The sequence below is a fragment of the Dactylosporangium aurantiacum genome (genome assembly GCF_000716715.1).
Taxonomy (GTDB): domain Bacteria; phylum Actinomycetota; class Actinomycetes; order Mycobacteriales; family Micromonosporaceae; genus Dactylosporangium; species Dactylosporangium aurantiacum.
In genome coordinates, this window is sequence record NZ_JNYJ01000061.1 from 41,484 (window position 1) to 67,107 (window position 25,624).

Genomic DNA, 25,624 nt, shown 5'->3' on the forward strand with positions numbered 1-25,624 from the left:
ACGATGGCTCGCGTGTCTGGTTCTGGTCTGCCCCGCCTCCGCCTGGTGATCGGTGACGAGGAGCTGCTCGTCTCCCGTGCGATCACCGACACCATCGCCGCCGCCCGCGCCGCCGACCCCGACACCGAGGTCCACCGCCGCGCCGGCGGTGAGCTGCTCGCCGGTGAGCTCGCGGAGCTGCTGAGCCCGTCGCTGTTCGGCGGCCGGCGGGTGCTCGTCGTCGACAGCGGGCAGGACACCAAGAAGGACATCATCGCGGCGCTGCTGGCGTATGCCGCCGACCCCGAGGACGACGTCGTGCTCGTCGTCGCCCACGCCGGCGGCGCCAAGGGCAAGGCGCTCGCCGACGGGCTCAAGGCCGCCGGCGCCGACGTCGTGCCCGCCGCGAAGATCAGCAAGCACCGCGAGCGGGTCGACTTCGTGCGCAACGAGATCCGCCGCCAGGGCGGCAAGATCGGCGAGGACGCCGCCGAGGCGCTGCTCAACGCCGTCGGCAACGACCTGCGTGAGCTGGTCGCCGCCTGCTCGCAGCTGGTCGCCGACACCGGTGGCCGGATCGACCTGAGCACCGTCGCGCAGTATTACCGCGGCCGTGCCGAGGTTTCCGGGTTCACCGTCGCCGACGCCGTCATGGTCGGCGACACGGCCGCCGCGCTGGAGGCCCTGCGGTGGGCGCTGCACGTCGGCGTGGACCCCGTGCCGATCGCCGACGCCATCGCCGACGGGGTCCGCACGGTCGCCCGCGTGGCCGCCGCCGGCAAGGGCAGCGCATATCAACTCGCCGGAAATTTGGGAATGCCTCCGTGGAAGGTCGAACGCGCGCAGCGCCAAGCCCGTGGCTGGACGGCCGAGGCGCTCGTTGATGCCATGCGAGTGGCGGCAGAGTGCAATGCCGCCGTCAAGGGTGGCTCGGACGACCGCGGCTATGCGCTCGAGCGGGCTGTGTTCGCAGTGGTCGCGGCGCGTGCTGGAGGAATAGGACGATGACGACGAGCAACGGGTTCGCCTCACAGGCGCCGCTGTATGTGCGTGCGCTGCGGCTTCGCCACCTGCACATCGGCGGATTCGTCAGTTTCATGCTGTTCGAGTGCATGATCGCGGCCGGCGTGCTGCTCGCGCTCGCCGAGTTGGTCAGCTGGTGGGCGGTGCCCGTGCTCCCGGCGGTCGTCGCGATCATGGTCAAGGTCAACGACCTGGCGATCGGCGGATCGAAGCGGGTCCGGGCCCAGGCGCGTTCCGCCGCCCGGGGTTCATCCGAACGGGCGTCATCCACTCGGGTGGATCTTCCTGCCCACGACGACGAGCCCGTGTCCGCCGCCCGGCGGACCGCGACCGTGCTGGACCGGGCCGAGATGGCCCGCGGCGCCGGCAACTCGACCGGCACCGGCACCGGCACCGGCACTGGCATCGGCGCCGCCGGCCGTGACCCGTCCGGGGCCGGGGTGCCGGTCGCCGGCTCGGGCCGGGCGGCGGCGGGCAGCGTCGCGAGGTCGGCCGCCGCGGGGGTTGCCGGTGGTGGTGCTGCCGACGGTGGCGTTGGCGGCACCGCTGGTGGCGGCGCTGCTGTTGGCGGGGCCGGGCGCGGCGGGGTCGGGGTGCGGCAGGGCGGCGCCGGGTCCGGTGTCGTAGCCGGCGCCGGCGGCGGTACTGGCGCGGGCGGCACGGGCACGGGTGCGGGCGGCACGAGTGCGGCCGGCACGGGCACGGTCGGCACGGGCGCGGGCGGCACGGGCACGGGTGCGGGCGCTGGGCGCGGCGCGGGCACCGGGGGCACCCGCACGGCGACCCGGCAGTCGGCCGGCGAGCCACCGGCGCAGCGTAAGAAGGTCGGCGTCATCCGGATCACGGTCCCGGCCCGCGACGGCGGCCCCCGCGGCGGTGCCCGCCAGCCGGAGAGCGCCCCCGACGCCGGGTACGGGATCTCGCCCGCCAGCGACCTTCCACCCGGCCAGGCCACCTCCGACACCGCCGCCCGCCGTGCCCTCCGCGACGGCGACACCGGCGCCCACTCGGCGTTCCACGAGGAGACGACCGGCTCCGGTCGTGCGTTCCGCGACGGTGACACGGGTTCCGGTCGTGGGTTCCGTGACGGTGACACGGGCTCCGGTCGTGCGTTCCGTGACGGTGACACGGGTTCGGGGCGAGCGTTCCAGGACGGTGACACCGGCGTGTACCCGGCGTTCCGTGCGGGCGAAGGTGGCGCGCACGCCGCGTCCCCCGAAGGCGACGCCCACCGTCCCGACCAGCACGACCGTGACACCGGTGTGCACGCCGCCTACCGCGGCGCCGACGCCCGCGGAGTCCGCTCCCGCGACGACGAGACCAGCGCCGACGGCCGTCACGGCCGGACCGGCGAGCACGAGGGCTGGGACCAGACGGCCGGTGGCGGCACGTGGCCGACCCGCACCGGCTGGGATGAGTCGGCGCGGTCCGCGCAGGCCGGTCAGCACTGGGAGCGGTCCGGCGAGTTCGCCCAGGACTTCGACCAGCCGGTGCAGACCGGCCGGGGCCACGACGACCAGACCACCGACGTCTGGGACCGGGCCGGCCACTCTCACGCCGGCCACGACCAGGCCGGCCGTGACCAGGCCGTTTACGCCCAGGCGGGCTGGGGTCACGACCGCGCTGGTCAGGCCTGGGGCCACGACCAGGCTGGTTACGCCGGTGAGGCCGGTTATGCCGGTGAGGCCGGTTATGCCGGTCAGGCTGGTTACGCCGGGCAGGGCCGCGACCGGCGGGTCGGCGACGAGCAGGCCTGGGACCATGAGGATGACGGTCAGAGCTGGGACCGAGCTGTGCCCGTGGGCTGGGAGCAGGGCGCCGGCCGGGAGCAGGGAGCCGGCGTCGACCCGGGGACGCACGCCGGGTCGGGTTATGCGCAGGCGGGGTCGAGTTACGCGGATGCCGGGTCGGGTTATGCGCAGGCCGGCTTCGACGCGCAGCCTGGGTCCGATTACGCGCAAGCCGGGTCGGGTCATACGCAGGCCGGCTACGACTACGCGCAGGGCGGTGCCGATCAGGTGCGGGCGGCTGGTTGGGGTGGTGACGGCCGGGGGCGGGACGTCGAGGAGACGACCGACGGGCGCGGGCGTGGTGTGCGGCAGAACGACGGCCAGTGGAGCGGGCACCCGGTCCGGGTCGAGTCGACCGGCGACACCAGGCACGCCTGGGGCGAGGACACCGCCGCGGGCTGGGGCAGTGCGGCCGCCTGGGCGGGGTCGGCCGGTGCCGGTGACGGGCAGGTCAACTGGGGTGACGAGACGGTCTGGGGTGACCGGGCGGCGTGGATCGGGCGGGGTGGCGCGGCGGCGCACGGTGAGCCGGTCGATCCGTGGGCGGACTGGGACGACGAGACCGGCTGGGCGGACCAGGCGCAGTGGAGTGCCGCGCCGAGCCGGGGTGCGCAGACCGGCTGGGCGGCGGGGCAGGCGGCGTGGTCCGGGTACGAGCCCGCCGACGACGTCGACCCGAACGACCCGACCCGGCCCGTCGACAGCGGGCGCGGCGCGAACCGGGACGCGACCGGTGGGCGGCACGCGCAGCGCCAGCCGGGTGGGCGGCGCAGGGCGGACGACACGGGCAACTTCTCGTCGGGGCAGTTCCAGTCGGGGCGGCACGCCGAGCGGTCGTGGCGGGCGGACGAGGACCTGACCAGGCAGCGGACCGGGGGGTTCAACCAGGGGCGGTTCGCCTGACCGGTGGTGCGGTAAGCGCTCAAGATGCGTCACCTGGCCCGGGTGGTGCCGCCGGGGTCGCTGGTAAGGCAGTGGCCGTGGTGTGCACGTGTCCGGGGACATAGATGATGAGCCGGAGGATCGCGGGGGGAACAGCCCGGGTCCTCCGGCTCATCGATGTCCGGGCGGTGAGGACCTGGCAGCGTGACCGAGGCGTCAGCGTGACCGAGGCGTCAGCGTGACCGAGGCGTCAGCGTGACCGAGGCGTCAGCGTGACCGAGGCGTCAGCGTGACCGCGTCAGCGTGGCGCGGTGCTGGGAAGCGGTGCACCGCCCTGGTGGGATCAGCGGGTAATCCGGGCACGGCCTTGAGCTGGCAGCGAGGTTGTGAGGGTGGTAGGCAACGCCCGGCTGCGGGAGTGGGGAAGAGCGCGGCGTGGGGAACAACGCGGCGCGGGAAAGTGCGCGGAGGCGGACGCGTCGGTCGCCGGGAGACGGTCCGGTGGCGGTTGGTGGGTACAGCGAAAGCGCCGCCCGGGTGGGCGGCGCTTTTCGGCAGAACGAGGTGTGGTGACCGCTCAGGCGGCCAGCGAACCCAGCTTCTTGGTGATCGCCGACTTGCGGTTGGCGGCCTGGTTCTTGTGGATGACGCCCTTGCTGGCGGCCTGGTCCAGCTTGCGCGACGCGGCGCGCAGGAGCGTGGTGGCGGCCTCGGTGTCGCCGGCGGCGGTCGCCTCGTGGAACTTGCGGATCGCCGTCTTCAGCGACGACTTGACCGACTTGTTGCGCAGGCGGCGCTTCTCGTTCTGCCGGTTGCGCTTGATCTGGGACTTGATGTTCGCCACGCGACAGACCTCGTCTTGTTAGCTCGGGTTGGAAAACGTTGAAGCGCAAGCAACAGGGACGCGTCACCGTGCGCGATGAATCAGGTTACCAGGTCCCCACCCGGCCAGCCAAAACGGCCGCCCGCCAGCGGCGGGCAAGGGGGACAGGGGGCGGCGGCTCAGAGCGCGCTGCCCTTGCGGTACTCGTCCCAGGACAGCTCCCAGTCGGTCCAGCCGTCGCCGTACTTCACGCGCTCCTCGGTGCCCTTGACGATGACGGGATCGCCGATGTGGGTCACGCCGTACAGCCACTTCGCCAGGTCGAGGGAGATGTTGACGCAGCCGTGGGAGACGTTGCGTTTGCCCTGGTCCTTGACCGACCAGGGGGCGGCGTGGATGTACTGGCCGCTCCAGGTGATCCGCTGCGGGTACTCGACCTTGGTGCGGTAGCCGTCGGGGGAGTCGACCGGGACGCCGTAGGTGGAGGAGTCGAACCACTCCCACTCGTTCTTCACCATGACGATGAAGTTGCCGCTGTCGGAGGGGTTGCTGGGCTTGCCCAGGGAGACGGGCATCGTCTTGAGCAGCACGCCGTCCTCGGTGACGGTCATCTGCTTGGTGGCGTTGTCGACCTCCATGATCAGCTTCTTGCCCACGGTGGCGTCGACGGTGATGTCCTTCTCGCCGTACGACTTGCCGCCGAAGGACACGCCGCCGACGGCGGCGCGCAGGCTGAGCTTGGTGCCGGGCTGCCAGTACTCCTTCGGGCGGTAGTGGATCTCCTTGGCGGAGAACCAGTTCCAGACGCCCTCCTGGGGCGGGTCCGAGGACATGAACAGGCGCTTCTGGATGCCGGCCCGCTTGTCCTTCGGGATGTCGACGCCGAAGGACAGGATCATGGGCATGCCGACGCCGACGACCTGGCCGTCGCCGATCTGGCTGCTGGTGCGGGCGAGGCTGGCCGGCCTGGCCATGGTGGTGAACTTCACCGTGGTCTTGGTGGCGCCGGCGGTGACCGTGGCCGTGTACTCCGTGCCGTACTTGAGCTGCTTCGCCGGCATCCACTCGGTGCCGCCGGGGGCCGCGGACGCGGACGGACCGGACGATCCGGACGAAACAGACGTCACGGGTGCCGGGCCGCCCTCGACGGTGGCGCCGGCGGCGTCCTGCAGGGTGACCGTGGCGTCGGCGGACGACTCGTAGACGATCGAGGTCGCCGTCGACACGTCCCGCGCGCCGTCGGTGGGCGTGGCCACCTTGACGGTGGCGGCGGCCGCCGTACCGGAGCCGCCGCCGCCCTTCCAGGAGGGGGCGGGGTCGCCACAGCCGGCGAGCACCAGGGCGCTCACCACGAACAGCAGGGTCAATCGTTGTAGTTGCATCAGCAACCATTGTGCCCCGGCCTACAAGGACGGCAACCGGACGAGGAAGGTCGTGCCCGGCTTGTCGCCGTGGTCGGTGACGGTGATCGTGCCGCCGTGCCGCTCGATGACCGTGCGGCTGATGGCCAGGCCGAGGCCGGTGCCGGGCAGGCCGAGGCTGCGGATGTTGGAGCCGCGGAAGAAGCGTTCGAAGAGGCGGGAGCGCTCCTGCTCGGGAATGCCGACGCCGGTGTCGGCGACGCGCAGGTCGACCCCGGCGGCGTCGCGGACCAGCTCGATCTCGACCCGGCCGCCGGCGGGGGTGAACTTGACCGCGTTGGTGACGAGGTGGTCCACGACCTTGCGCAGCCGCGGCTGGTCGCCGGCGACCATGGCGGGCCCGTCGGGCAGCGCCACCTGCATGTCGATGTCCTTCTCGCGGGCGGCGCGGGTACCGGTCTCGGCACTGGCCCGCACCACCGCGGCGAAGTCCAGTGGCCGCTCGACGAGCGAGACGTAGCCGCTCTCCAGGCCGGCGAGGTCGAGCAGGTCGTCGATGATGGCCCGGAGGTTCTCCGCGTTGCGGGCGATGACCGACAGGAACTGGGCCCGGGTCGTCTCGTCGTCGTTGTCGTGCAGGAGCAGCTCCGTGTACGACGAGATCGACGTCAGCGGCGTGCGCAGCTCGTGACCCACCAGCGAGATGAACTCGTCCTTGGTGCGGGCCAGCTGGCGGGCCAGGTCCTCGGCGCGGCGGCGCTCCAGGAACTGCCCGACGTGCGCGGCGATCCCGGACAGCAGCGCGATGAGGGACTGCTCCGGCTCCTCGGCGGCGTCGCCGAAGAAGCTCAGCGTGCCGGTGACCCCGCCGCCGTCGCGGATCGGCACGGCGAGGCCGACCCGCAGCCCGTGCCGGGCCAGCGACGGCACGTTGAGCCGGCTGCCGACGACGGAGATGTCGGGGATCCAGGCGGGCTGGCCGGTCTCCCACGCGACGCCGGAGACGCCGACGCCGGGCGCGAGCGGGCCTGGCTCGGGGATGACGTAACCGGGCTCGGTCCACATCGCCGCGTTGCGCAGGACGTTGCCGACCTTGTCGACCAGCCACAGCTCCGCGTGCGGCCACCGCAGCGTACGGGCGACCGCGCCGAGCAGCTCCGGGCCGGCGTCCTCGATCGTCGGGGCGTGCTCCAGGATGCGCGACACCGCGAGCTCGCACTCGATGAGCCGCTGCGCCCGGCGCCGGTCGGTGACCTCGTGCAGGGCGGCGACGGCGCCGAGCCGGTTGCCGTCGCTGTCGCGGATCGGCTGGGCGTTGGCGGTGAAGCTGCGCCGGGGCCGGCCGGGCAGGTGGACGACGACCTCGGCCTCGCGGACGTGCTCGCCGTGGAACGCGCGCACCAGCGGCAGGTCGTCGGAGGCGACCTCCTCCGACTGGTACGCGCGGTAGTGCTGCACCCACGAATCGACGGTCGACTGGTCGGCGTCGCTGCCGGCGATCTCCCGCATGGCGCGGTTGAACAGGATCAGCCGGCCGCGCTCGTCGCAGGCGACCACGCCGGCGTCCAGGTTGTCGAGCAGGGCGCTGAGGAAGTGCCGCTCGCGGGCGAGCTGCCGTTCGGCGGCGACGCGTTCGCTGATGTCGTAGACGAACGCGTGCGCGTGCCGGCCGGTCGGGCCGTCCACGACGTTGAGCGTGAGCTCGACCGGGAACTCGTCGCCGGCCCGGTTGACCGCGTAGAGCTGGAGGCGTTGCCCGATGAGCTTCGGCACGCCGCCGCGGGCCAGCCTGGTCAGCCCCGCGCGGTGCGCGGCCCGGAAGCGCTCCGGGATGATCAGCTCGTCGACCTGCTTGCCGAGGGCCTCCTGGGCGGACCAGCCGAAGGTGCGTTCCGCCGCCCGGTTCCAGCGGGTGATCTCGCCGGTGAGCTCGATGCCGACGAACGCCTCCAGCGCCGTCTCCAGCACCGCGTCGGTCTCGGTGGCGGCGATCGCGATGTCCTGCCGGCTGGTCTCGGCGCCCAGCATGACCTCGAGCATGGCGGCGCACTCCCCGACGGCCGCGACGTCGTCGTCGGTCCAGTGCCGCGGCACGGAGTCGGTGACGCAGATCGCGCCGAGCGTGTGGCCGTGCAGGTCGTGGATGGGTTGGCCGAGGTACGCGGTGACGCCCCGGTCGTGCACCGCGCCGAGGTCGCGCAGCGCCGGGTGGTCCCGGGCGTCGCTGACCACCACGGGGGTGTTCTCGGCCACCACGTACTGGCAGAAGGAGCTGGTCGCCGGCTCGGCGTGGACCCGGTCGAGGTCGGGCGGCAGCCCGTGCCGGCCGACGATGTGCATCCGCTCGTCGTCGACGAGGGTCAGCAGGCCGACCGGCGCCACGACGGAGCGGGCCGCGAGCCGGACCAGCCCGTCGACGGGCGCCGATGACGAGGCGAGCAGCGCCTGTGCGCGCCGGAGCGCGGCGAGCCGTCCGGGCTGCGCGAGCACGCCGAGGTCGAGTTGCGGCATGTCACACCCCTAACCCGCAAGCACCTGGCGTTGATCGTACCTGCGCAAAGGGGTGAAATCAGACTAAAGCCGGAGCTGCGTGGCCCGCGCGAGCGTCGAGGACGGGTCCTCACCGTCGGTCAGGTCGATGTCGTCGGTCAGCCGGCCGTCGGCCAGCCGCAGCAGCCGGTCGCATCTGGCCGCGATGTGCTGCTCGTGCGTGGCCAGCAGCACCGTCATCCCGTGCTGCTCGCGCAGGTCGAGCAGCAGGTCCAGGATCTGTGTGCCGTTGGCGGAGTCGAGGTTGCCGGTCGGCTCGTCGGCGAGCAGCAGCTTCGGTGAGCCGATCAGCGCCCGCGCGATGGCGATCCGCTGCTGCTGCCCGCCGGACAGCTGCGCCGGCAGGGCCCGCTCGCGGCCGCCGAGACCGACCGCCTCCAGCAGCTCCCGGGCGCGCGCCTGCTTGTCGAAGCCGACCCGGAACGGCAGCACCGGCGCGATCACGTTGTCCAGCGCGGTGAGGGCGGGCAGCAGATGGTAGCGCTGGAACACGAAGCCGACCGTGCGCCGGTACTCGCTCAGCCGGCGCCGCCGCAGGGCCGTCACCTCGACGCCGTCGACCACGATCGTGCCGGCGTCGGCGGACTCGATCGCCCCGATGAGGTGCAGCAGGGTCGACTTGCCCGAGCCGCTCGGGCCCGTCACGGCGGTGAAGCTGCCGGCCTCGATCCGCAGGGTCAGGTCGTCGGCGGCCACGATGTCCTGCTCACCGGTGTGGAACCGTTTCGTGAGCCCGGTGACGGACAGCTCGGCGCCGGTCGGCGGTGCGGTCATGGTTCCTACTCTGTCGCAATGCATTGCGACAATGCAAGAGGCGAGTAGGCTCTGCGCATGCCGATCCACCACGCGGTGCTGTCGCTGCTGTCGCACGGGCCCAGTTACGGGTACGAGCTGAAGGGCGCCTTCGAGACCGCGGTCGGCCCGCAGTGGGGGCCGCTCAACATCGGCCACCTGTACCAGATCCTCGACCGGCTCTCCCGCGACGGCATGGTCAGCTCGGAGCGGCACGCGCAGGCGGTGAAGCCCGACCGGGTCGTATACGAGATCACCGACGCCGGCCGGGGCGAGCTGCGCCGGTGGTTGGACGAGGCGAGCCCGCGCAGCGGCGGCTTCCGCGACGACTTCTTCCTCAAGGTGACGGCCGCGGCCCGCTCCGGCGACCCGGAGATCGTGCGCACGGTGCTCGGCCAGCAGCGCACGTACCTGCTGCGGGAGCTGCGCAACCTCGACGGGCTGCGGCGCAAGGGGCCCGACCCGGTGGTGGCGCTGCTGCTGTCGGCGGCGACGAGGCACGTGGAGGCGGATCTCGCGTTCGTCGACGACGCGGAGCAGGCGCTGCTGCGGGACCCGGCCACGGTGGCGGGGCTGGCGGGCGTGCGGAGGGCGGATCCGCTGCCGGACGAGCTGCGCCGTCCCGCGTAACCGCCTTTGTCAGCGCGGCTCTCTTCGGTGCGGTGACCGCGCGTCAGGTCCTCGGGTGCAGGGCGCCGCGCTTCAGGCCCGGGATCTCGAACGGCTCACCGAGCAGCTCCGCGGCGGCCAGCCGGGCCAGGGCCGGCGCCGTCTGGATGCCGAAGCCGCCCTGCCCCGCGAACCAGTAGAAGCCCTCCTGCGCGGGGTCGGGCCCGACGACCGGGTTGCGGTCCGGCGCGAACGTGCGCAGCCCCGCCCAGCTGGTCCGCACCCGGCGCAGCTCCAGCGTCGTCACGGCGGCGACCCGCTCCACCGCCAGGGCCACGTCCTCGGGCGCCGCGACCGCGTCGACCGGCGGCGACGGCGTCTCGTCGCACGGCGACACCAGCAGCCCGCCGCTCTCCGGCCGGAAGTAGAACTCGTCGCCGACGTCGAGGACCAGCGGCCAGGTCGGCGCGACCCCGTCGATCGACACGATCGCCACGGTGCGGCGCATCGGCGTCAGCCCGGCCGCCCGCACCCCGAGCCGCCCGGCCACGGCGTCCGCCCACGCGCCGGCGGCGTTGACGACCCGCCCGGCCTCCAGGTCGCCGCGGTCGGTGGTGAGCCGCCAGCCGTGCCCCGTCCACTCGCCGGCCTCCAGGCCGATCGCGGTGCGCAGCACCACTCCCGCGGCGGCGGCGCGTTTGCGGTACAGCTGATGCAACGCGTCGACGTCGATGTCCTGTGCGGTGCGTTCGACCGCCGCGCGGGCCACCGCCGACGGGCGCAGCGCGGGGCACAGCGTCTGCGCGCCCGCGACGTCGGTGCCGCGCAGCGACGGGTTGGCGGTCAGCAGCGCGTTCATCGCCGGCAGCTGGTCCTCGCGGGCCACCCAGACCAGCGGTCGGGTCCGCAGCAGCGGCGTGCCCGACTCGGCGCCGAGCGCGTCGAGCATGATGCGGGACGCGCGGGTCAGCGCGCGCACCTCCGGCGAGCCGTAGCTCTCCAGGAACGCGGCCACCGACCGCCCGGTCGTGTGATACCCGAACTGGTTCTCCCGCTCCAGCACCACGATCCGCAACGGCTCCCGGTGCCCACCGGCGGCCTCGGCGCGTTCCACCAACCGGCCATCAAGCTCGGCGAGCTCGGCGGCGAGGGACAGGCCGGCCATGCCCCCACCGATCATCGCCACGTCTGCGCGTTCGATCCTGTGATTGTCGCAGGGAATGTTCCGTTACGAGCCGGGTAGTCGCCCCGCGTGAGATTCGCCGAGCTCGCCGCCCGCTGGCAGGACCGTCACGTGCTCGTCGTCGGAGACGCCGTGCTCGACTGCTGGCTGCACGGCACCCCGACGCGTATGAGCCGCGAGGCCCCCGTCCCCGTCGTCACCCTCGACAAGACCCGCGAGGTCGGTGGCGGTGCCGCGGCGCTCGCCGGCGCCCTCACCGCCCTCGGCGCCCGGACCACCGTCGTCGGCGCGACCGGCGACGACGACGCGGGTGCCACGCTGCGCTCCAGGGTGTGGGACAGCGGCGCCACGGACCGTCTGGTCGTCTCCGTCGGCCGGCGTACGCTCACCAAACGCCGCCTCGTCGCGGCCGGTCAGGTGATCGCCCGGTTCGACGACGGCGACACCACCCCGCTCGGCGGGACCGCGGCCGAGACGCTGCTGCAACGCCTCGACGAGTCGCTGGCCGAGGCCCCCGAGGCGGTCGTCGTGTGCGACCTGGGCGCGGGCACGCTGGGCCCCGCGGTCCGCGCGATGCTGGCGACCCGGCGCCTCGACGTGCCGCTGCTCGCCGTCGACGCCCTCGACCTCGGCCCGTGGGCGCACCTCGGCCCCGACCTGGTCACCCCGACCCTCGACACGGTCAGTGGGGTCGTCGAAGGTACCAACGCCGCCGCCGTCACCGCGGCCCGCGGCATGCTCCTGCGGTCGACCGCCGCGGCCGTCGTGTCCGTCGCGCTGGACGCCGACGGGGCGGTGGTGATCAGCCAGGACGCCGACACCGTGCACACCTCGGCGGCGCCGGGGCCGCGCAACCGGTCGGCGTACGTCGCCGGCTTCGTCCTCGCCCAGCTCGCCGAGGCCCCGATCGCGGAGGCCGCCGCGACCGCCCAGCGCTGCGCCGCCATCCGGGCCCGTGACCTGGCGCTGAACCTGGGCCGGCGGGCCGGCCTGACCACGATCCCGACCTGACGCCGCCTGGCTCGTCGGCGGGGGCGGAGAAGTGTCGTACCCCGGGGGTAGGTTCCTGGGTGTGCGGCGGCCTGTCGGGGGAGGGGGCGGAAGGGCCGGCGTGACACGGGAGGGTTGAGCGGGGGCGTCGCGGCGGGCTCGCGCGGTGAGGGGTTGCGCGTCGTCGCGGTCAGCCGGGGCGTTGTGTGGGGCCTGCCGTGCGGTGAGGGTCCGTGGCTGTGGAGCCCGGCTGACCAGGAGCCCGGCTGACCAGGAGCCCGGCCTGGTCCGCCGACTCCCACAAACTCACCGAATGGCCCTGCTGTGCCGCGGTGCGGCCGCCCTGCCAGCACGCCGGACGCGCCCTGTGGGCCCTGCCCGTCCTGCCAGCCGGCCTGCCCGCCCTGCCGGCCCTGCCCGCCCTGCCGGCCCTGCCCGCCCTGCCGGCCCTGCCCGCCCTGCCGGCCCTGCCGGCCCTGTCGGCCCTGCCCGTCCTGCCAGCCGGCCTGCCCGCCCTGCCCGCCCTGTGGGCACACGGACCCACCTCATGCCGGCATACCCGCCGCGCCGCCGGGGGCACGCTGCGCGATTACATCGGCTGCGAGCGCCTGCCGCTCACGGCGACCGGCGGTGTCAGGGGCGGTCAGTTGAGCTGGAGCTCCGGGACCAGGTCCTTGCAGCGGACGACGATGTGGATGACCTGGGTGTCGGAGCGGAAGGTGAGGCGGTACTCGGTGCCGGGGCCCTGCTGGGCTTCCTCGATGCGGTATTCGAGGGCCGGGCCGATCCGGTCGGCCCAGACCATGCCGGCCTCGCAGTGGGCGGTGATGTTGCCGCCGGGGGTGCGCAGCACCTTCGGCGCGCCCGCGGTCGGCGAGGAGCCCGGGTGCGGCGAGGGGGAGACCGACCCGGCGGCGGAGGGGCCTGTCGAGGCGGGCTGTGCCGGGGTGCGGGTCGTCGCGGCCAGCAGTGAGGTGCGGATGGCCTCGATCCTGCCGATGCCGAAGGCGCTGAGGGCCGCCGTGCACACGGTCCAGGCGCCGATCGCGAAAATCCACCGTCCACCTCGCATGGCGGGCGCCCTGCCCGGGGGGCGGGAAAGCACACCGGGAGGAGGGGGAGGAGGGGGAGGAGATCACGGGCGAAGCCGGGTTTGGGACGAGGACGACCTTGTTGGTGACTTCCCCGCCTGTGTGTCCGTATCATGCCCGAGACGCGCCACCCCCCTTGTCGACGCGACCCACGAGGATCACATGAAGTCCCGCACGTGGAGAATCCGCACGTGGTCGATCCGCGCCAAGATCGTCACCCTGCTGCTGCCGCCGCTGTTGTCGCTGGTCGTGTTGTGGGTCTTCGCGACGAGCCTGACGTCCAGTGCGGTGTTCGAGCTGTTCGACGCTCAGACGTACTACGAGCTGGCCGCCGAGCCGGCCGAGACGATGACCGTCGAGCTGCAGCGGGAGCGCAAGCTGTCGCAGGTGTACCTGGGGGCCGGCCGGGCCGAGGGGAAGCCGGAGACGGCGCTGCTGGCCGAGCAGCGGCGCAAGACGGACGCTGCGGTCAGCCACTTCCGGTCCCTGGCCGGCAAGGGGGAGACCCGCGAAGCGATGCCGGAGGCCGCGCGGGGCCGGCTCACCGAGATCATGGTGGCGCTGGACGGGCTCGTGCCGGGGCGGTCGGGGATCTCGCTCGGGCAGGTCGACCGGGCCGGCGCGATGGACATCTACAACGGGCCGATCGACGCGGTCTACCGCTGGTACAACGCGCTGCCCGGGGTCAGTGACGCCCAGCTGAGCAAGGACGCCCGGACCAACATCGCGATGAGCCGGGCCCGGGAGCTGCTCGCCCGCGAGGACGCGCTGATCAACGGCGCCGCCGCGGCGGGCAAGTTCGTCCGCACGGAGGCCGCCGACCTCGTCGCCGCGATCGGCGCGAAGCGCAGCGAATACGCGGAGCAGTCCGCGGAGCTGCCCGAGTCGGTGCGGCGGACCTACCAGGACATCGTCGCCGGCGACGCGCACAAGAAACTGACCGACTTCGAGAACAAGATCATTGCTGAGGCCCGGCCGAACGCCGCGGTCCCGGTGGACATCACGGTGTGGCGGGAGGCGTACGACAAGCTCGCCGAGCAGCTGCGCCAGCTGGACCTGGAGTACGGCGACACGATCCTGGTGCGGGCCGAGCCGCTCGCCGTCGGCATCATCGTGCGGCTCGTGCTCGCCGCCGTGCTGGGCCTGCTGGCCATCGCGGTGTCGGTGGTGCTGTCGGTCCGGATCGGCCGGTCGCTGATCAACCGGCTGACAGGGCTGCGGCAGGACGCGCAGGCCCTCGCCGACCAGCGGCTGCCGGAGGTCGTCGGCCGGCTGCGCCGCGGTGAGGAGCTCGACCTGGCGGAGGCGGCGCCGCCGCTGGAGTACGGCACCGACGAGATCGGCAAGGTGGGCAACGCGTTCAGCGCCGTGCAGCGCACCGCGATCGAGTCCGCGGCGCACGAGGCGCAGCTGCGGCGCGGCCTCAACGAGGTGTTCCTGAACATCGCCCGCCGCAGCCAGACGCTGCTGCACCGGCAGCTGGCGCTGCTGGACCGCATGGAGCGGCGGACCGGGGACCCGGAGGAGCTGGAGGACCTGTTCCGGGTCGACCACCTGGCGACCCGCATGCGCCGCCACGCGGAGGACCTGGTCATCCTGGCCGGTGCGACGCCCGGGCGGGGCTGGCGCAACCCGGTGCCGATGGTCGACGTGGTCCGCGGCGCGGTGTCCGAGGTCGAGGACTACGCGCGGGTGGGCTTCCTGACGCTGCCGGAGGCGTCGCTGGTCGGCCGGGCCGTCGCCGACGTCATCCACCTGCTGGCCGAGGTGATCGAGAACGCCACGTCGTACTCGCCGCCGCACACCCGGGTGCAGATCAGCGGCCAGCTGGTGCCGAACGGGTTCGCGGTCGAGATCGAGGACCGTGGCCTGGGCATGTCGCCGGAGGCGATCGAGGAGGCCAACGAGCGGCTGCTGCACCCGCCGGACTTCGACCCCGCCAACAGCGCCCGGCTGGGGCTGTTCGTGGTGGCGCTGCTCGCCGCCCGGCACGGGGTTCGGGTCACGCTGCGGTCCTCGCCGTACGGCGGCATCACCGCGGTCGTGCTCATCCCGCCGCACCTGATCACCGGTGCGACCCCGGAGCTGACCGCGCCGACCCCGTCGGAGCTCAGGAACGACCTGGTGGGCGAGCTGGCCGGTGAGGTGGACGGTGAGGTGATGGTCGAGCCCCAGGCCGCCGGCGAGGTCGCCGGGGCGGAGCCGTCGCGCGGCACGCCCGCGGTCCTGGACGCCGCGCCGGCGGAGGCGGGCCGGATCCCGGTGCTGGACCGGGTCCCGCCGGTGACCGCCCGCCGTGCCGCCCCCGTCGACGCCGAGGTCGTGCCGGCCTCCGTGCCGTCGCAGCGCAACGGTGCTTCCTCCGTGGCGTCGCCGCGGCACGAGACCGGCCCGTCGCCGCGGCACGAGACCGGCCCGTCGCCGCGGCACGAGACCGGCTCGTCGCCTCGGTACGAGACCGGCTCGTCGCCGCGGCACGAGACCGGACCGTCGCCGCGGTCGGAGGCCGGGCTGTCGCCGCGAGGGGAGGCCGGGTCGTCATCGCGGTCCGAGCCCGGGTCGTCGCGGCCCGGACCCGAGGTGCCGCTGGACCTGACCGACGACGGGCTGCCGAAGCGCCGCCGGCAGGCGAGCCTCGCGCCGCAGCTGCGGGAGCGGCCCGACGACGAGCACACGGTCGACGGCGTGCCGGCGTCGCAGTTCGCCTCCGCCGCGGCCGGCAGGTCACCCGAGCAGACCCGCGCGATGATGACGTCGCTGCAGGCAGGGTTCACCCGGGGGCGCCGGGAGGCGGCGCTCACCGACGATCAACCCACATCGGAAAGGGACGCATAGGTGGCACAATCGACGAGTCGCACCGGCAAGCTCGACTGGCTCCTCGACGATCTCGTCGATCGGGTCGAGTCGGCGCAGCACGCCGTGGTGCTCTCCGCCGACGGGCTGCTCATGGGCGCGTCCACGGGGCTCGGCCGGGACGACGCCGAGCACCTGTCGGCGGTCGCGTCCGGCTTCCAGAGCCTGGCCCGCAGCGCCGGGCGGCACTTCAACGGCGGCGCCGTCCGCCAGACGATCGTGGAGATGGACGACGCGTTCCTGTTCGTCACGGCCGCCGGGCAGGGCGCGTGCCTGGCCGTGCTGAGCGCCGCGGACTCCGACATCGGCGTGATCGCCTACGAGATGGCGATGCTGGTGACCCGGGTCGGGCAGTACCTCACCGCACCGTCACGAACGGGCGCCCCGTCCGATGCCGCCGGGTGATCACGACTGGCTCGACTCCGACGCCGGTCCGGTGGTGCGCCCCTATGCGGTGACGGGCGGGCGGGCCAGGCCCGCCGTCGGCGGCTTCGACCTCGTCGCGTTCGTCGTCAACGCTCCGGACGGGCCGGGGCACCCGCGGCACCTGCAGCCGGAGCACTATGCGATCCTGGCCCGCACCCGCGAGCCGGTCACGGTCGCGGAGCTGGCCTCACACCTCGATCTCGCGCTCGGCGTGGTGCGCGTGCTGCTGGGCGACCTGCTCCAGCAGGGGCTGATCGAGATGCACGAACCTGTGTACGACCAATCCGTCGGGCCGCAGCGGCCCGACGATCGCATTCTCAAGGCGGTTGTCAATGGTCTCCGATCGCTCTGACGGCCACATCCCGCTGGCGGTGAAGATCCTCATCGCCGGAGGGTTCGGCGTCGGCAAGACCACGCTGGTCAGCGCGGTCAGCGAGATCCGTCCCCTGCAGACGGAGGAGGTGCTCACCAACGCGGGTGTCGGCATCGACGACGTCAACGGGGTGGAGGGCAAGACCACCACGACGGTGGCCATGGACTTCGGCCGGATCAGCATCAACGACGACATCGTGCTGTACCTGTTCGGCACCCCGGGCCAGGACCGGTTCTGGTTCCTGTGGGACGAGCTGGCGCTCGGCGCGCTGGGCGCGGTCGTGCTCGCCGACACCCGGCGGCTCACCGACTGCTTCCCGTCCGTGGACTACTTCGAGCAGCGCGGCACGCCGTTCCTGGTCGCGGTCAACTGCTTCGACGGGGTACAGCAGCACACCGCCGAGGCGGTGCGTCGGGCCCTGGACCTCGACCCGGACGTGCCGGTGGTGCTGTGCGACGCCCGGGACCGCCGCTCGATCAAGGACGTGCTGATCGCCCTCGTCGAGCACGTGATGACGATCAAGCGGCCACCGGCACTCGCACCGGCCCGGCAGCCCGGGTTCTGACGGCGAGGGCGGCCGCCTGGGCCCGGATCTCCGGCACGGCCGTCGTCTCCCACCAGGCGCCGCGGCGGGTCGGCCCGATCGCGAGGATGCGGTCGGACGCCACGCCGTCGCGGTCGACGAGGCGGCCGTGACCGTCGACGTCCAGGCCGGTCCCGGTCGGATCGCGGCGGGCCAGCCCGTCGTCGAGCAGCGCCCGGCCGAGCGTGCCGGTCGCGGCGCCGCCGGGGCCGGTGCAGTTGACGATCGCGCCGACCGGCCAGCTCTCGTCCTTGTGCCTGAAGCGCAGCGTGACCACGAAGCCACGTTCGCCGCGCCGGATCGAGTGGATCGCCGCCGCGTGCGTGAACAGGGCGCCGCTGTCGCGCAGCGCGGCGACCCGGGCGGCGACCGTCGGTGCCATCCGGTGCCGGTGCACCTCCCAGTACGCGGCGACGTGCTGCAGCAACCGGCGCCGCGCGTCGACGGACAGCTGCCACCACAGCCGGTCGAGCTGGGGGCGCAGCGTGTCGACGGCGCAGCGCCAGTCGGGCTCCGTCGCCGCGTACCGCCGCACCGCCCGCAGCAGGCCGCCGGCGTCGGATCCGGCGTGGGCGAAGCTCCCGGTGGCCTTCGGCTGGGCCTCCAGGTGCGGCTGGGGGAGCAGCCCGCGGCGCGACACCGCGTGCAGCGGTGCCCGGCGGCCCCGCCCGCTCAGCGACATCGCCACGTCGAGCGCGGTGAGCCCGGTGCCGATCAGCAGCACCGGCACGTCACCCGGTACGCGGTCCAGCGCGCCCGGCGTCCACGGGTTTCCCACATAGTAGGGATGGGTCCGCACCGCGGAGGTGATGGCAAGGGGGCCCGCGGGGGCGCCGTGGCCGAGGGCGAGCACGACCTGGTCGGCGGGGACGACCTGGCCGCCGCGCAGCACCACGCGCAGTGACCGCGGGCCGGCCTCGAGGCGGGTCGCCACCCCGCGGACGTGCTCGAAGCCGACCCGCCGCAGCCGGTCGTGCAGGTAGTCGCCGAACACCTTGCGCGGTGCGAAGTCCGCCGGGCCGATGGGGAGCCCCTGGTCGCGGCACCAGTCGAGGAAGTCCTCCGGCGCGTCGGCGAGCGCGCTCATCGCCGCGGCCCGCGAGTTGAGCAGGTGCGTCGGGTCGGTCGTCCGGTACGCCGCGCCGCGGCCGAGCGTGTCCTCCGGGGAGGGGTCGACGAGGACGACCCGGTCCTCGGGGCCGCTGAGATGGATCGTCGTCAGGGCGCCGCTACAGCCTCCGCCCACGACCACTGTCGTCTTCATGCCCACCCCTAATTTATATCTAACCGGTAGGTTTTTATGGTACTAGGTGCGGCGGGCCGGGTGTAGAACCCAGATCCTCCGGGCATGTCGGTTTCTGGAGCCCTCTGGAGGTGTACCGATGTCGATCTTTCGCACCAAGTCGATCGAGCAGTCATTGCGGGACACGGACGAACCGGGCAGAGGGCTCAGAAAGAACCTCTCGGCGTTCCACCTGACGGTCTTCGGCGTCGGCGTGATCATCGGTACGGGCATCTTCGTGCTGACCGGCCAGCAGGCCGCCCGCAACGCCGGGCCGGCGATCGTGCTGTCCTTCGCCCTGGCCGGCGTGGTGTGCGCCCTGGCCGCCCTGTGCTACGCCGAGTTCGCCTCCAGCGTGCCGGTCGCCGGCTCCGCGTACACCTTCTCCTACGCCACCCTCGGGCAGTTCATCGCCTGGATCATCGGCTGGGACCTGTGCCTGGAGCTCGCCCTGGGCGCCGCCGTGGTGTCCCGCGGCTGGTCGGCCTACCTGCAGGAGCTCTTCGACCTGCCCGCCTGGCTCGCCGGCGACAAGGCCGTGCCCGACTTCGGCGCCGCCTTCATCGTCGCCGCCCTCACCGTCGTGGCGATCATGGGGGCGAAGCTGTCCGGCCGGGTCACCGGCGCGCTCGTCGTGGTCAAGGTCGCCGTCGTGGTGTTCGTCATCGGCCTCGGCCTGTTCTTCGTCAAGGCCGCCAACTACACCCCGTTCATCCCCGACGCCGTGCCGTCGGAGAAGGCCAGCGGTGGCGACGCCCCGCTGCTGCAGATCCTCGCCGGGATCACGCCGCAGCACTTCGGCTGGTTCGGCATCGTCGCGGCCGCCTCCATCGTCTTCTTCGCCTACATCGGCTTCGACGTCGTCGCCACCACCGCCGAGGAGACCCGCAACCCGCAGCGCGACGTCCCGTGGGGCATCATCGGCTCCCTGATCATCTGCGCCGTGCTGTACATGGCGACCGCCGCCGTCGTCACCGGCATGGTCCCCTTCACCGAACTCGACACCGCCGCACCCCTCGCCAAGGCGTTCGACCTCGTCGGGCAGACCTGGGCGGCCGACCTCATCTCCCTCGGCGCCGTGTGCGGCATCACGTCGGTCATCCTCGTGCTGCTGCTGGGGCAGGCCCGGGTCTCGTTCGCGATGGCTCGCGACGGCCTGCTGCCGCCGGTCCTGGCGAAGGTCCACCCGAAGTACGGCACGCCCTGGGTCATGTCGACCATCACCGGCGTCGTGGTCGCCGTCCTCGCCGCGTTCGTGCCGCTGTCGGAGCTGTCGGAGCTGACCAGCATCGGCACGCTGTTCGCGTTCGTGGTCGTGTCGATCGGCGTGGTCATCCTGCGCAGGACCCGCCCCGACCTGCCGCGCGCCTTCCGGGTACCGGGCGTGCCGTGGCTGCCGGCGATCAGCGTCCTGGCCAGCCTGTGGCTGATGCTGAACCTGCCGGTCATCACCTGGGTGCGGTTCCTGATCTGGATGGCCGCCGGCCTGCTGCTGTACTTCGTGTACGGGATGCGCCGGGCCAACCTGGCGGCCGACGCCGGCGAGGCCCGGCTCACCGCGGAGGGCGGGCGATCGGGGTCGGCGGCGTAGGAGGTCTGCTCATACCCACCCCCACGTGTCCCGGGTGGCGCCGGGTTCGGGGCTGCTGGAAAGGTGACAGGCATGAGTGACTTCGGCCTGCGGTCCGACGGGTTCGACTTCGACACCGGCGAGTTGAACCCGGACGACTACGCGGACCCGCACACCCTGTTCGGCCACGACGAGGGCCACGGCGTGGCGGCCGGTCTGAGCCCGGCCGCCGAGACCACGGACGCGGGGGACGGCGCACCCCCGTCCACCGACGAGCTGGAGACGGTCGGCTACGACAGCGACGGCGACGGCACCACCGATGTCCTGCTCGCCGACGAGAACCACGACGGCGTCACCGACATCGCGATGTGGGACACCAACGCCGACGGCCTGATCGACCGCGTCGCCTACGACCAGGACCACGACGGCCGGATCGACCTGATCTACCACGACGACGACTTCGACGGCGAGACCGACCGGGTCGAGACCGCCGACGGCACGCAGGAGATCCCCGGCTACACGTCCAACTAGCGCCCGCGGACCTTGCGCATCTGCTTGGCGTACTGGCGACGGCCGACCGTGTGCCACAGCAGCCGGGCCGGCACCGGCAGCAGCGACAGGAACCGCGCCGTCTCGTCCGGGGTCGCCTCCTCCAGCAGCGCCCCGAGCATGAACAGCAGCTTGTCCTTCGGGGTGTGCGAGCGGGCGGCCTCGCCGAGCGCGTTCCACTCCGCGACGGTGATGTGCTCCGCGATCAGCGGCAGCACCGAGCGCTCCTCCTCGTCGAGGTGGACGAGCAGGTCCTGCCGGTGCCGGTCCATCGCCTCGGCGAGCGCGTCCCGGGCCGCCGCCGACGCGTCCGCCTCCCACGGCCCGAGCAGCTCCGCCACCGCCCGCAGCCCCCGCGCGACGACCTCGTGCTGCTGCTCCATCCGCAGCACCAGCTCCGCGTCCAGGTCGACCCGGGCGAGGAGCTTCGGCCACAGCAGGGCGTCCTCGGACGTGTGGTGGGAGTGCAGGCCGGCGTCGTACTCGCGGAACATGCCCGCCAGGAACCGGGCGCGGTCGACGTCGCCGGGGCGCACCCCCCGGACCAGGCCCGGCATCAGCCGTGACTCGCGGCGGAACACGCGGTGCACGACGACCATCTCCTGGACCCACGGACGCTCGACGGTGGTGGTCATGTCGGTCTCTCCTCGATCGGCTCGGTCGGTTGTCCCATCACGGTGCGGGGACTGTCTTGTAGTGGTCTTGGAGACCGCTAGTGGGCGGCTACGATGGCCCGCGTCATGCTGATCCGGGTGCTCGGGCCGTTCTCGGCCGACGTCGCCGGCGGTGCGGCCGACCTCGGCGGCCACCGCCAGAAGGCCGTGCTCGCGCTGCTGGTGTCCGCCGGCGGCGCGGTGGTCTCCGTCGACCGGATGATCGACGACCTGTGGCGCGGTGAGGCGCCCCCGCGGGCGATCGCGTCGCTGCAGGCGTACGTGTCGAACCTCCGCCGCGTCCTGGAACCCGACCGCGAGCGCCGCGCGCCGGCCCGCACGCTGATCAGCGCCCCGCCCGGCTACGCGCTGCGGGTCCCGCCCGACGCCGTCGACGCGTGGCGGTTCGAGTCGCTGCTCACCGCCGCCCGCGCCGCGGCCGCCACCGAGCCGGGCCGGGCCCGCCTGCAGCTGCGTGCCGCCCTGGAGCTGTGGCAGGGCGGCGCGTACGCCGAGTTCGCCGAGGAGTCCTGGGCGCAGCCGGCGGCGGCCCGCCTCGAAGAGCTCCGCCTCGCCGCTCGTGAGCTGCTGCTGGACGTCACGCTGCGCACCGGCGGGGCCGCCGAGGCGGTCGCGGAGGCCGAGGTGCTGACCCGGCACGCCCCGCTGCGGGAGGAGGCGTGGCGGCTGCTCGCCCTGTCCCTGTGGAGCACCGGCCGCCAGGCCGACGCCCTCGCGGCGCTGCGCCGGGCCCGCGGCATCCTCGCCGACGAGCTGGGCCTGGACCCGGGGGCGGCGCTGGTCGAGCTGGAGGCGGCGATCCTCGGCCAGCGGGTCGAGCTCCTCGACGGTCTCCGGACGCCCGACAGCCCAGGGCCGGCGGCCGCGGAAGGCGTGCGGGCAACCGACAGCCCGGGGCCGGCGGCCGTGGAAGGCGTGCGGGCGACCGACAGCCCGGGGCCGGCGGCCGTGGAAGGCGTGCCGGCGGCCGGCGACGGTGTGCGAGCGCAGGGCGGTGCCGGCGTCGCGAGGCCGGCCGACCACGGCGAGGTGTTCGTGGGGCGGCAGCAGGAGCTGGCGGCACTCGCGGGAGCCGCGGCGGAGGCCGTCGCGGCCGGTCCCAGGATCGCGCTGCTCAGCGGGGAGGCCGGGGTCGGCAAGACCAGCGTGCTCGGCCGTTTCCGGCAGGACCTGCTCGACGGTGGCTGGCTCGTGGCCGTGGGCCGGTGCCCCGAGGTCGACGGGGCGCCGCCGGCGTGGGCGTGGGTGGAGGCGCTGCGCCAGCTCGCGGACGTGGCACCGCCCGGCGATCTCGGTCCGGCCCTCGCCCCGCTGCTCGAGGACGCCCGATCGGCGGCGTCCGGCGACGACACCGACGTGGCCGCGGGGCGGTTCCGGCTGCACCGGGCGGTGCGGGCCTGGCTGGCCAGGGCCGCCGCCGCGCGACCCGTGGCCATCGTCCTGGACGACCTGCACGCCGCCGACGCGGAGACCCTGCTGCTGCTCGCCAGCGCCGCGGAGCTCACGGACGCGCCGGTGCTGCTGGTGGCGGCGTTGCGGCCGGCCGACAACCCGGAGCGGCTCGCCGAGACGATGGCGGTGCTCGCCCGGCGGTCACCGGTCCGGGTCCACCTCGACGGCCTCGGCCCCGACGAGGTCCAGCGGCTCGTCGGGGCCTTCGCCGACGTCGACGCCGGCACGGTGGCGGCGCTCGCCGAACGTACCGGTGGCAACCCGTTCTACGTGCGGGAGTCGGCGCGGCTGCTGGCCTCGGAAGGGGCGCTGGTCGCGACGTCGGAGGTGCCGGAAGGGGTACGCGACGTGCTGCGCCGGCGCCTGTCGCGGCTGCCGCAGCCGGCCGTGGCGGTGCTGCGCCTCGCCGCGGTGGTGGGCCGGGAGGCCGACGTCGAGACGCTCGTGGAGGCCGCCGACGCCGACGAGGGGGCCGTCCTCGACGCGCTGGAGGCGGGGCTGATCGCGGGGTTGCTGACGGAGCCGGCGCCCGGGCGGGTCCGGTTCGTGCACGGGCTGGTCCGCGACACGATGTACACGGACCTGTCGCAGCTGCGCCGGACCCGGATGCACGCCCGGGTCGCCGCCTGCACGCGCCGCCTGCGGCCGGACGACTACCCGGCCCTCGCCCACCACTACGCGCGGGCCGCGTCGTCGGACACGGCGGTGCTCGCCGTCGACTACGCGGTGCGGGCCGCCGAGCTGGCGGAGCGCCGGTACGCGTACGACGCCGCGGTCGAGCTGCTCACCGGTGCGGTGCGGGCGGCCGACACGGTCCCCGGCGACCGGGACCAGCTGCGCGTCGACCTGCTCGGCCGGCTGCTGCGGGCGCAGGCGAAGGCGGGCGCGGTGGCGCAGGCGCGGCAGACCCGCGACCGGGCCCTGGACGTCGCCGTCGCCGCCGGCCGGGAGGAGCTGCTGATCGCGGCGTTCACCGCGTGGAACGTGCCGACGCCGTGGCAGATCCGCACGTACGGGGTGATCGACCACCGGGTCGTCGACCTGCTCGGGCGGCTGCTGCGCAAACCGGATCTGGACCCGGAGACCAGGGTGCGGCTGCTCGACGCGCTCACCAACGAGCTCGACGGTGAGCACGACCCGCGCGGCGTGGCCGCCGGGCTGGAGGCGTACGCGCTGGCCCCGTCCGTGCCGGACCCGGCGGTGCAGGCGCTCGGCCTGGTCGCCCGGGCCCGGACGATGCGCTTCGACCTGGAGGCCGGGGAGCGCGCCGCCGTCGCCGCGCAGCTGCGGGACCTGGCGCGGGCGCACGGCATGGTGGCCTACGAGTGGGTCGCCGAGCAGGCGCTCACCAACTGTGCCGCGGTGCGCAACGACGCGGTCGAGGTCCGGGCCCGCACCGCCCGGCAGGGGGTGCTCGCCACCGCGTACCAGCTGCCGGAGCCCGAGGCGATCAACCTCAGCGGCAGGGCCGCCCTGGCGCACATCGCGGGCGACTACGCCGAGGCGCGGCGACTGTACGACGAGGCGTACGCCGTCATGCGCCGGCAGGGTTCCCTGCACGCCGACGGGTTCCACTTCATCGCCACCTCGAGCCTGCTCATCAGCCGGGACCGGTTCGGCGAGCACCTGGCGCAGACCCGGGCGGCACAGGCGGCGCTCGGCCCGATCGCCGACGACGCGCTGGCCCTGAGCCTCGCCGCGGCCGGCCGGCTCGACGAGGCGCGGGCGGTCCCGATCGGCGCGTACCGGCACCGCCCCGACTACTTCGAGTCGGCGTTCATGGCGGTCCGCGGGCTCGCCGCCGTCGCCGTCGGCCGGGCCGACCTGGCACCGGCAGTCATCGAGGGCATGCTGCCGGTCCGCGACCAGATCGCCGGGATGAGCAGCACGGCCCTGGCGATGCGGCCGGTCGCGTACGTCATCGCCCGCCTGTACGAGCTGCTGGGCGACCGGGAACGGGCGGTGGAGCACTTCGCGCTTGCCCGAACCGTGGCCGCCGCGTGGGACGCGGGTCACTGGGTGGCCGACGCCGAGCGGGGGCTCGACGCGCTCGGCGCGCGCTGACGATCGGCGCGGGTGACCCGCCGGCAGCCGGCCAGCAGCGCCACCGCCACCGCCGCGAACAGGGCGTTGCCCCACCAGCGCACCGGGTCGCCGGGCTCCAGCAGCCAGGTCAGCACGAAGCCGAGCCACGCGTACGTGAGCAGCACCCCACCGGCGAACGCGAGGTGGTGCCCCTGGGTCCAGCGCGGCCGGCGGGCGAACACCGGGACCACGACAGCGGCGAGGCACAGCAGCGCCGCGCCCGTCCACACGCCGGCCCAGCTCTCCGGCCGCGCCACGAACACCCCCGACAGCACGAACCCGCAGACACCGGCCAGCCACGGCCGCGGCACCCACCCGCCGCCCTCACCGGCGTCCCCGTCGACCGCAGCGTCGTCACCAGCGCCGCCGTCGCCGGTGCGGCCGGCCCCAGCGGTGCGGCGGCGGGTCAGGAACGCCGCCGCGGCCAGCAGCGCCGCCACCACCGCCGCGCCCGTCAGCTGGGCCGGGGTCGCCAGGAAGCCCTCGCTCTCGTACAGCTCCCGGAACACGATCCGCAGCAGAAACTCCCCGACGAACGGCGCCAGCACGAGCAGTCCGGCCACCGGCGCCATCTTGCGGATGAACGCTCCCATGCCGTCCAGTGCAGCCGCCCGGGCGGGCCGGGCCCAGCGCCGAAAGTCGTCGGTCGCCGTCAACTTCCGGGTCCTAGTCGCTTCCAAGTGAACTGAAAGTGGCGCCGGCGA

The 25,624-nt window shown here is 73.9% G+C and carries 20 protein-coding genes; 11 read left to right on the forward strand and 9 right to left on the reverse strand.

The annotated features are described in order from the left end of the window. Positions 1-3: 3 nt before the first annotated feature. Complete coding sequence (holA, locus tag OP18_RS44600) at positions 4-987, forward strand: DNA polymerase III subunit delta (RefSeq protein WP_033365491.1); 984 nt, start codon at positions 4-6, stop codon at positions 985-987. Continuing rightward, on the forward strand, positions 984-3,695 hold the full coding sequence (locus tag OP18_RS62780; RefSeq protein WP_033365492.1) for a hypothetical protein: 2,712 nt from the start codon (positions 984-986) through the stop codon (positions 3,693-3,695). Before holA ends, OP18_RS62780 begins: the two co-directional genes overlap by 4 nt. 556 nt (positions 3,696-4,251) lie before the next feature. Here the strand turns inward: OP18_RS62780 and rpsT are convergent. The 4 genes from rpsT to OP18_RS44625 form a co-directional block, all read right to left on the reverse strand. Next, on the reverse strand, positions 4,252-4,518 hold the full coding sequence (gene rpsT, locus OP18_RS44610; protein ID WP_033365494.1) for a 30S ribosomal protein S20: 267 nt from the start codon (positions 4,516-4,518) through the stop codon (positions 4,252-4,254). A gap of 158 nt (positions 4,519-4,676) precedes the next feature. Then, positions 4,677-5,879 carry a L,D-transpeptidase gene (locus OP18_RS44615; RefSeq protein ID WP_081971647.1) on the reverse strand — a complete coding sequence of 401 codons (1,203 nt, stop codon included), beginning with the start codon at positions 5,877-5,879 and terminating at the stop codon, positions 4,677-4,679. A gap of 21 nt (positions 5,880-5,900) precedes the next feature. Beyond that, entirely contained in the window at positions 5,901-8,369 is a 2,469-nt protein-coding gene (locus tag OP18_RS56255) for a sensor histidine kinase (protein WP_052388271.1), read from the reverse strand. Positions 8,370-8,432: 63 nt separating this feature from the next. Next, the gene (locus OP18_RS44625; RefSeq protein ID WP_033365496.1) at positions 8,433-9,182 is read right to left on the reverse strand and encodes an ABC transporter ATP-binding protein; all 750 of its coding nucleotides are present in this window, start codon (positions 9,180-9,182) and stop codon (positions 8,433-8,435) included. Positions 9,183-9,239: 57 nt separating this feature from the next. On the opposite strand from OP18_RS44625, the gene OP18_RS44630 reads away from it, so the two are divergent. Further along, complete coding sequence (locus tag OP18_RS44630; RefSeq protein ID WP_052388272.1) at positions 9,240-9,830, forward strand: PadR family transcriptional regulator; 591 nt, start codon at positions 9,240-9,242, stop codon at positions 9,828-9,830. 43 nt (positions 9,831-9,873) lie between these two features. Here the strand turns inward: OP18_RS44630 and OP18_RS51685 are convergent, their stop codons facing one another. Then, positions 9,874-10,989: an NAD(P)/FAD-dependent oxidoreductase gene (locus OP18_RS51685; RefSeq protein WP_052388296.1), complete on the reverse strand. Its 1,116-nt coding sequence runs from the start codon at positions 10,987-10,989 to the stop codon at positions 9,874-9,876. 72 nt (positions 10,990-11,061) lie between these two features. Here OP18_RS51685 and OP18_RS44640 point away from each other — a divergent pair, with 72 nt between their 5' ends. After that, on the forward strand, positions 11,062-12,003 hold the full coding sequence (locus tag OP18_RS44640; RefSeq protein ID WP_052388273.1) for a PfkB family carbohydrate kinase: 942 nt from the start codon (positions 11,062-11,064) through the stop codon (positions 12,001-12,003). 622 nt (positions 12,004-12,625) lie between these two features. Here OP18_RS44640 and OP18_RS58920 read toward each other — a convergent pair. Then, positions 12,626-13,054, reverse strand: a complete 429-nt coding sequence (locus OP18_RS58920) for a hypothetical protein (protein WP_162189912.1) — start codon at positions 13,052-13,054, stop codon at positions 12,626-12,628. A gap of 181 nt (positions 13,055-13,235) precedes the next feature. Here OP18_RS58920 and OP18_RS44650 point away from each other — a divergent pair, with 181 nt between their 5' ends. From OP18_RS44650 to OP18_RS44665, 4 genes are read left to right on the forward strand one after another with little or no spacing between them, the layout of a single operon-like run. Beyond that, positions 13,236-15,908 carry a nitrate- and nitrite sensing domain-containing protein gene (locus OP18_RS44650; RefSeq protein WP_052388274.1) on the forward strand — a complete coding sequence of 891 codons (2,673 nt, stop codon included), beginning with the start codon at positions 13,236-13,238 and terminating at the stop codon, positions 15,906-15,908. Further along, positions 15,909-16,331 (forward strand): roadblock/LC7 domain-containing protein, encoded by a 423-nt coding sequence (locus OP18_RS44655; protein ID WP_033365499.1) that lies wholly within the window; start codon positions 15,909-15,911, stop codon positions 16,329-16,331. It abuts the gene before it with no gap. Further along, positions 16,318-16,704 carry a DUF742 domain-containing protein gene (locus OP18_RS44660; RefSeq protein WP_033365500.1) on the forward strand — a complete coding sequence of 129 codons (387 nt, stop codon included), beginning with the start codon at positions 16,318-16,320 and terminating at the stop codon, positions 16,702-16,704. The genes OP18_RS44655 and OP18_RS44660 overlap by 14 nt, the downstream gene beginning before the upstream one ends. Beyond that, on the forward strand, positions 16,685-17,290 hold the full coding sequence (locus OP18_RS44665) for a GTP-binding protein (RefSeq protein ID WP_033365502.1): 606 nt from the start codon (positions 16,685-16,687) through the stop codon (positions 17,288-17,290). The genes OP18_RS44660 and OP18_RS44665 overlap by 20 nt, the downstream gene beginning before the upstream one ends. Here OP18_RS44665 and OP18_RS44670 read toward each other — a convergent pair. Next, complete coding sequence (locus OP18_RS44670) at positions 17,244-18,572, reverse strand: FAD/NAD(P)-binding protein (RefSeq protein ID WP_033365504.1); 1,329 nt, start codon at positions 18,570-18,572, stop codon at positions 17,244-17,246. The two genes, OP18_RS44665 and OP18_RS44670, sit on opposite strands and share 47 nt — an antisense overlap. Before the next feature lie 118 nt (positions 18,573-18,690). On the opposite strand from OP18_RS44670, the gene OP18_RS51690 reads away from it, so the two are divergent. Together OP18_RS51690 and OP18_RS53995 are read left to right on the forward strand one after the other, a co-directional pair. Next, positions 18,691-20,181, forward strand: a complete 1,491-nt coding sequence (locus OP18_RS51690; protein WP_052388276.1) for an amino acid permease — start codon at positions 18,691-18,693, stop codon at positions 20,179-20,181. Between the two features lie 72 nt (positions 20,182-20,253). Next, positions 20,254-20,691: a hypothetical protein gene (locus tag OP18_RS53995; protein WP_052388277.1), complete on the forward strand. Its 438-nt coding sequence runs from the start codon at positions 20,254-20,256 to the stop codon at positions 20,689-20,691. Here the strand turns inward: OP18_RS53995 and OP18_RS44685 are convergent. Next, positions 20,688-21,344, reverse strand: a complete 657-nt coding sequence (locus OP18_RS44685; protein ID WP_033365506.1) for a hemerythrin domain-containing protein — start codon at positions 21,342-21,344, stop codon at positions 20,688-20,690. The genes OP18_RS53995 and OP18_RS44685 overlap by 4 nt on opposite strands. Positions 21,345-21,449: 105 nt before the next feature. Here OP18_RS44685 and OP18_RS44690 point away from each other — a divergent pair, with 105 nt between their 5' ends. Next, on the forward strand, positions 21,450-24,899 hold the full coding sequence (locus OP18_RS44690; protein ID WP_211273869.1) for an ATP-binding protein: 3,450 nt from the start codon (positions 21,450-21,452) through the stop codon (positions 24,897-24,899). Here the strand turns inward: OP18_RS44690 and OP18_RS44695 are convergent. Beyond that, the gene (locus tag OP18_RS44695) at positions 24,848-25,513 is read right to left on the reverse strand and encodes a hypothetical protein (protein WP_033365508.1); all 666 of its coding nucleotides are present in this window, start codon (positions 25,511-25,513) and stop codon (positions 24,848-24,850) included. The two genes, OP18_RS44690 and OP18_RS44695, sit on opposite strands and share 52 nt — an antisense overlap. Between the last annotated feature and the right edge of the window lie 111 nt (positions 25,514-25,624).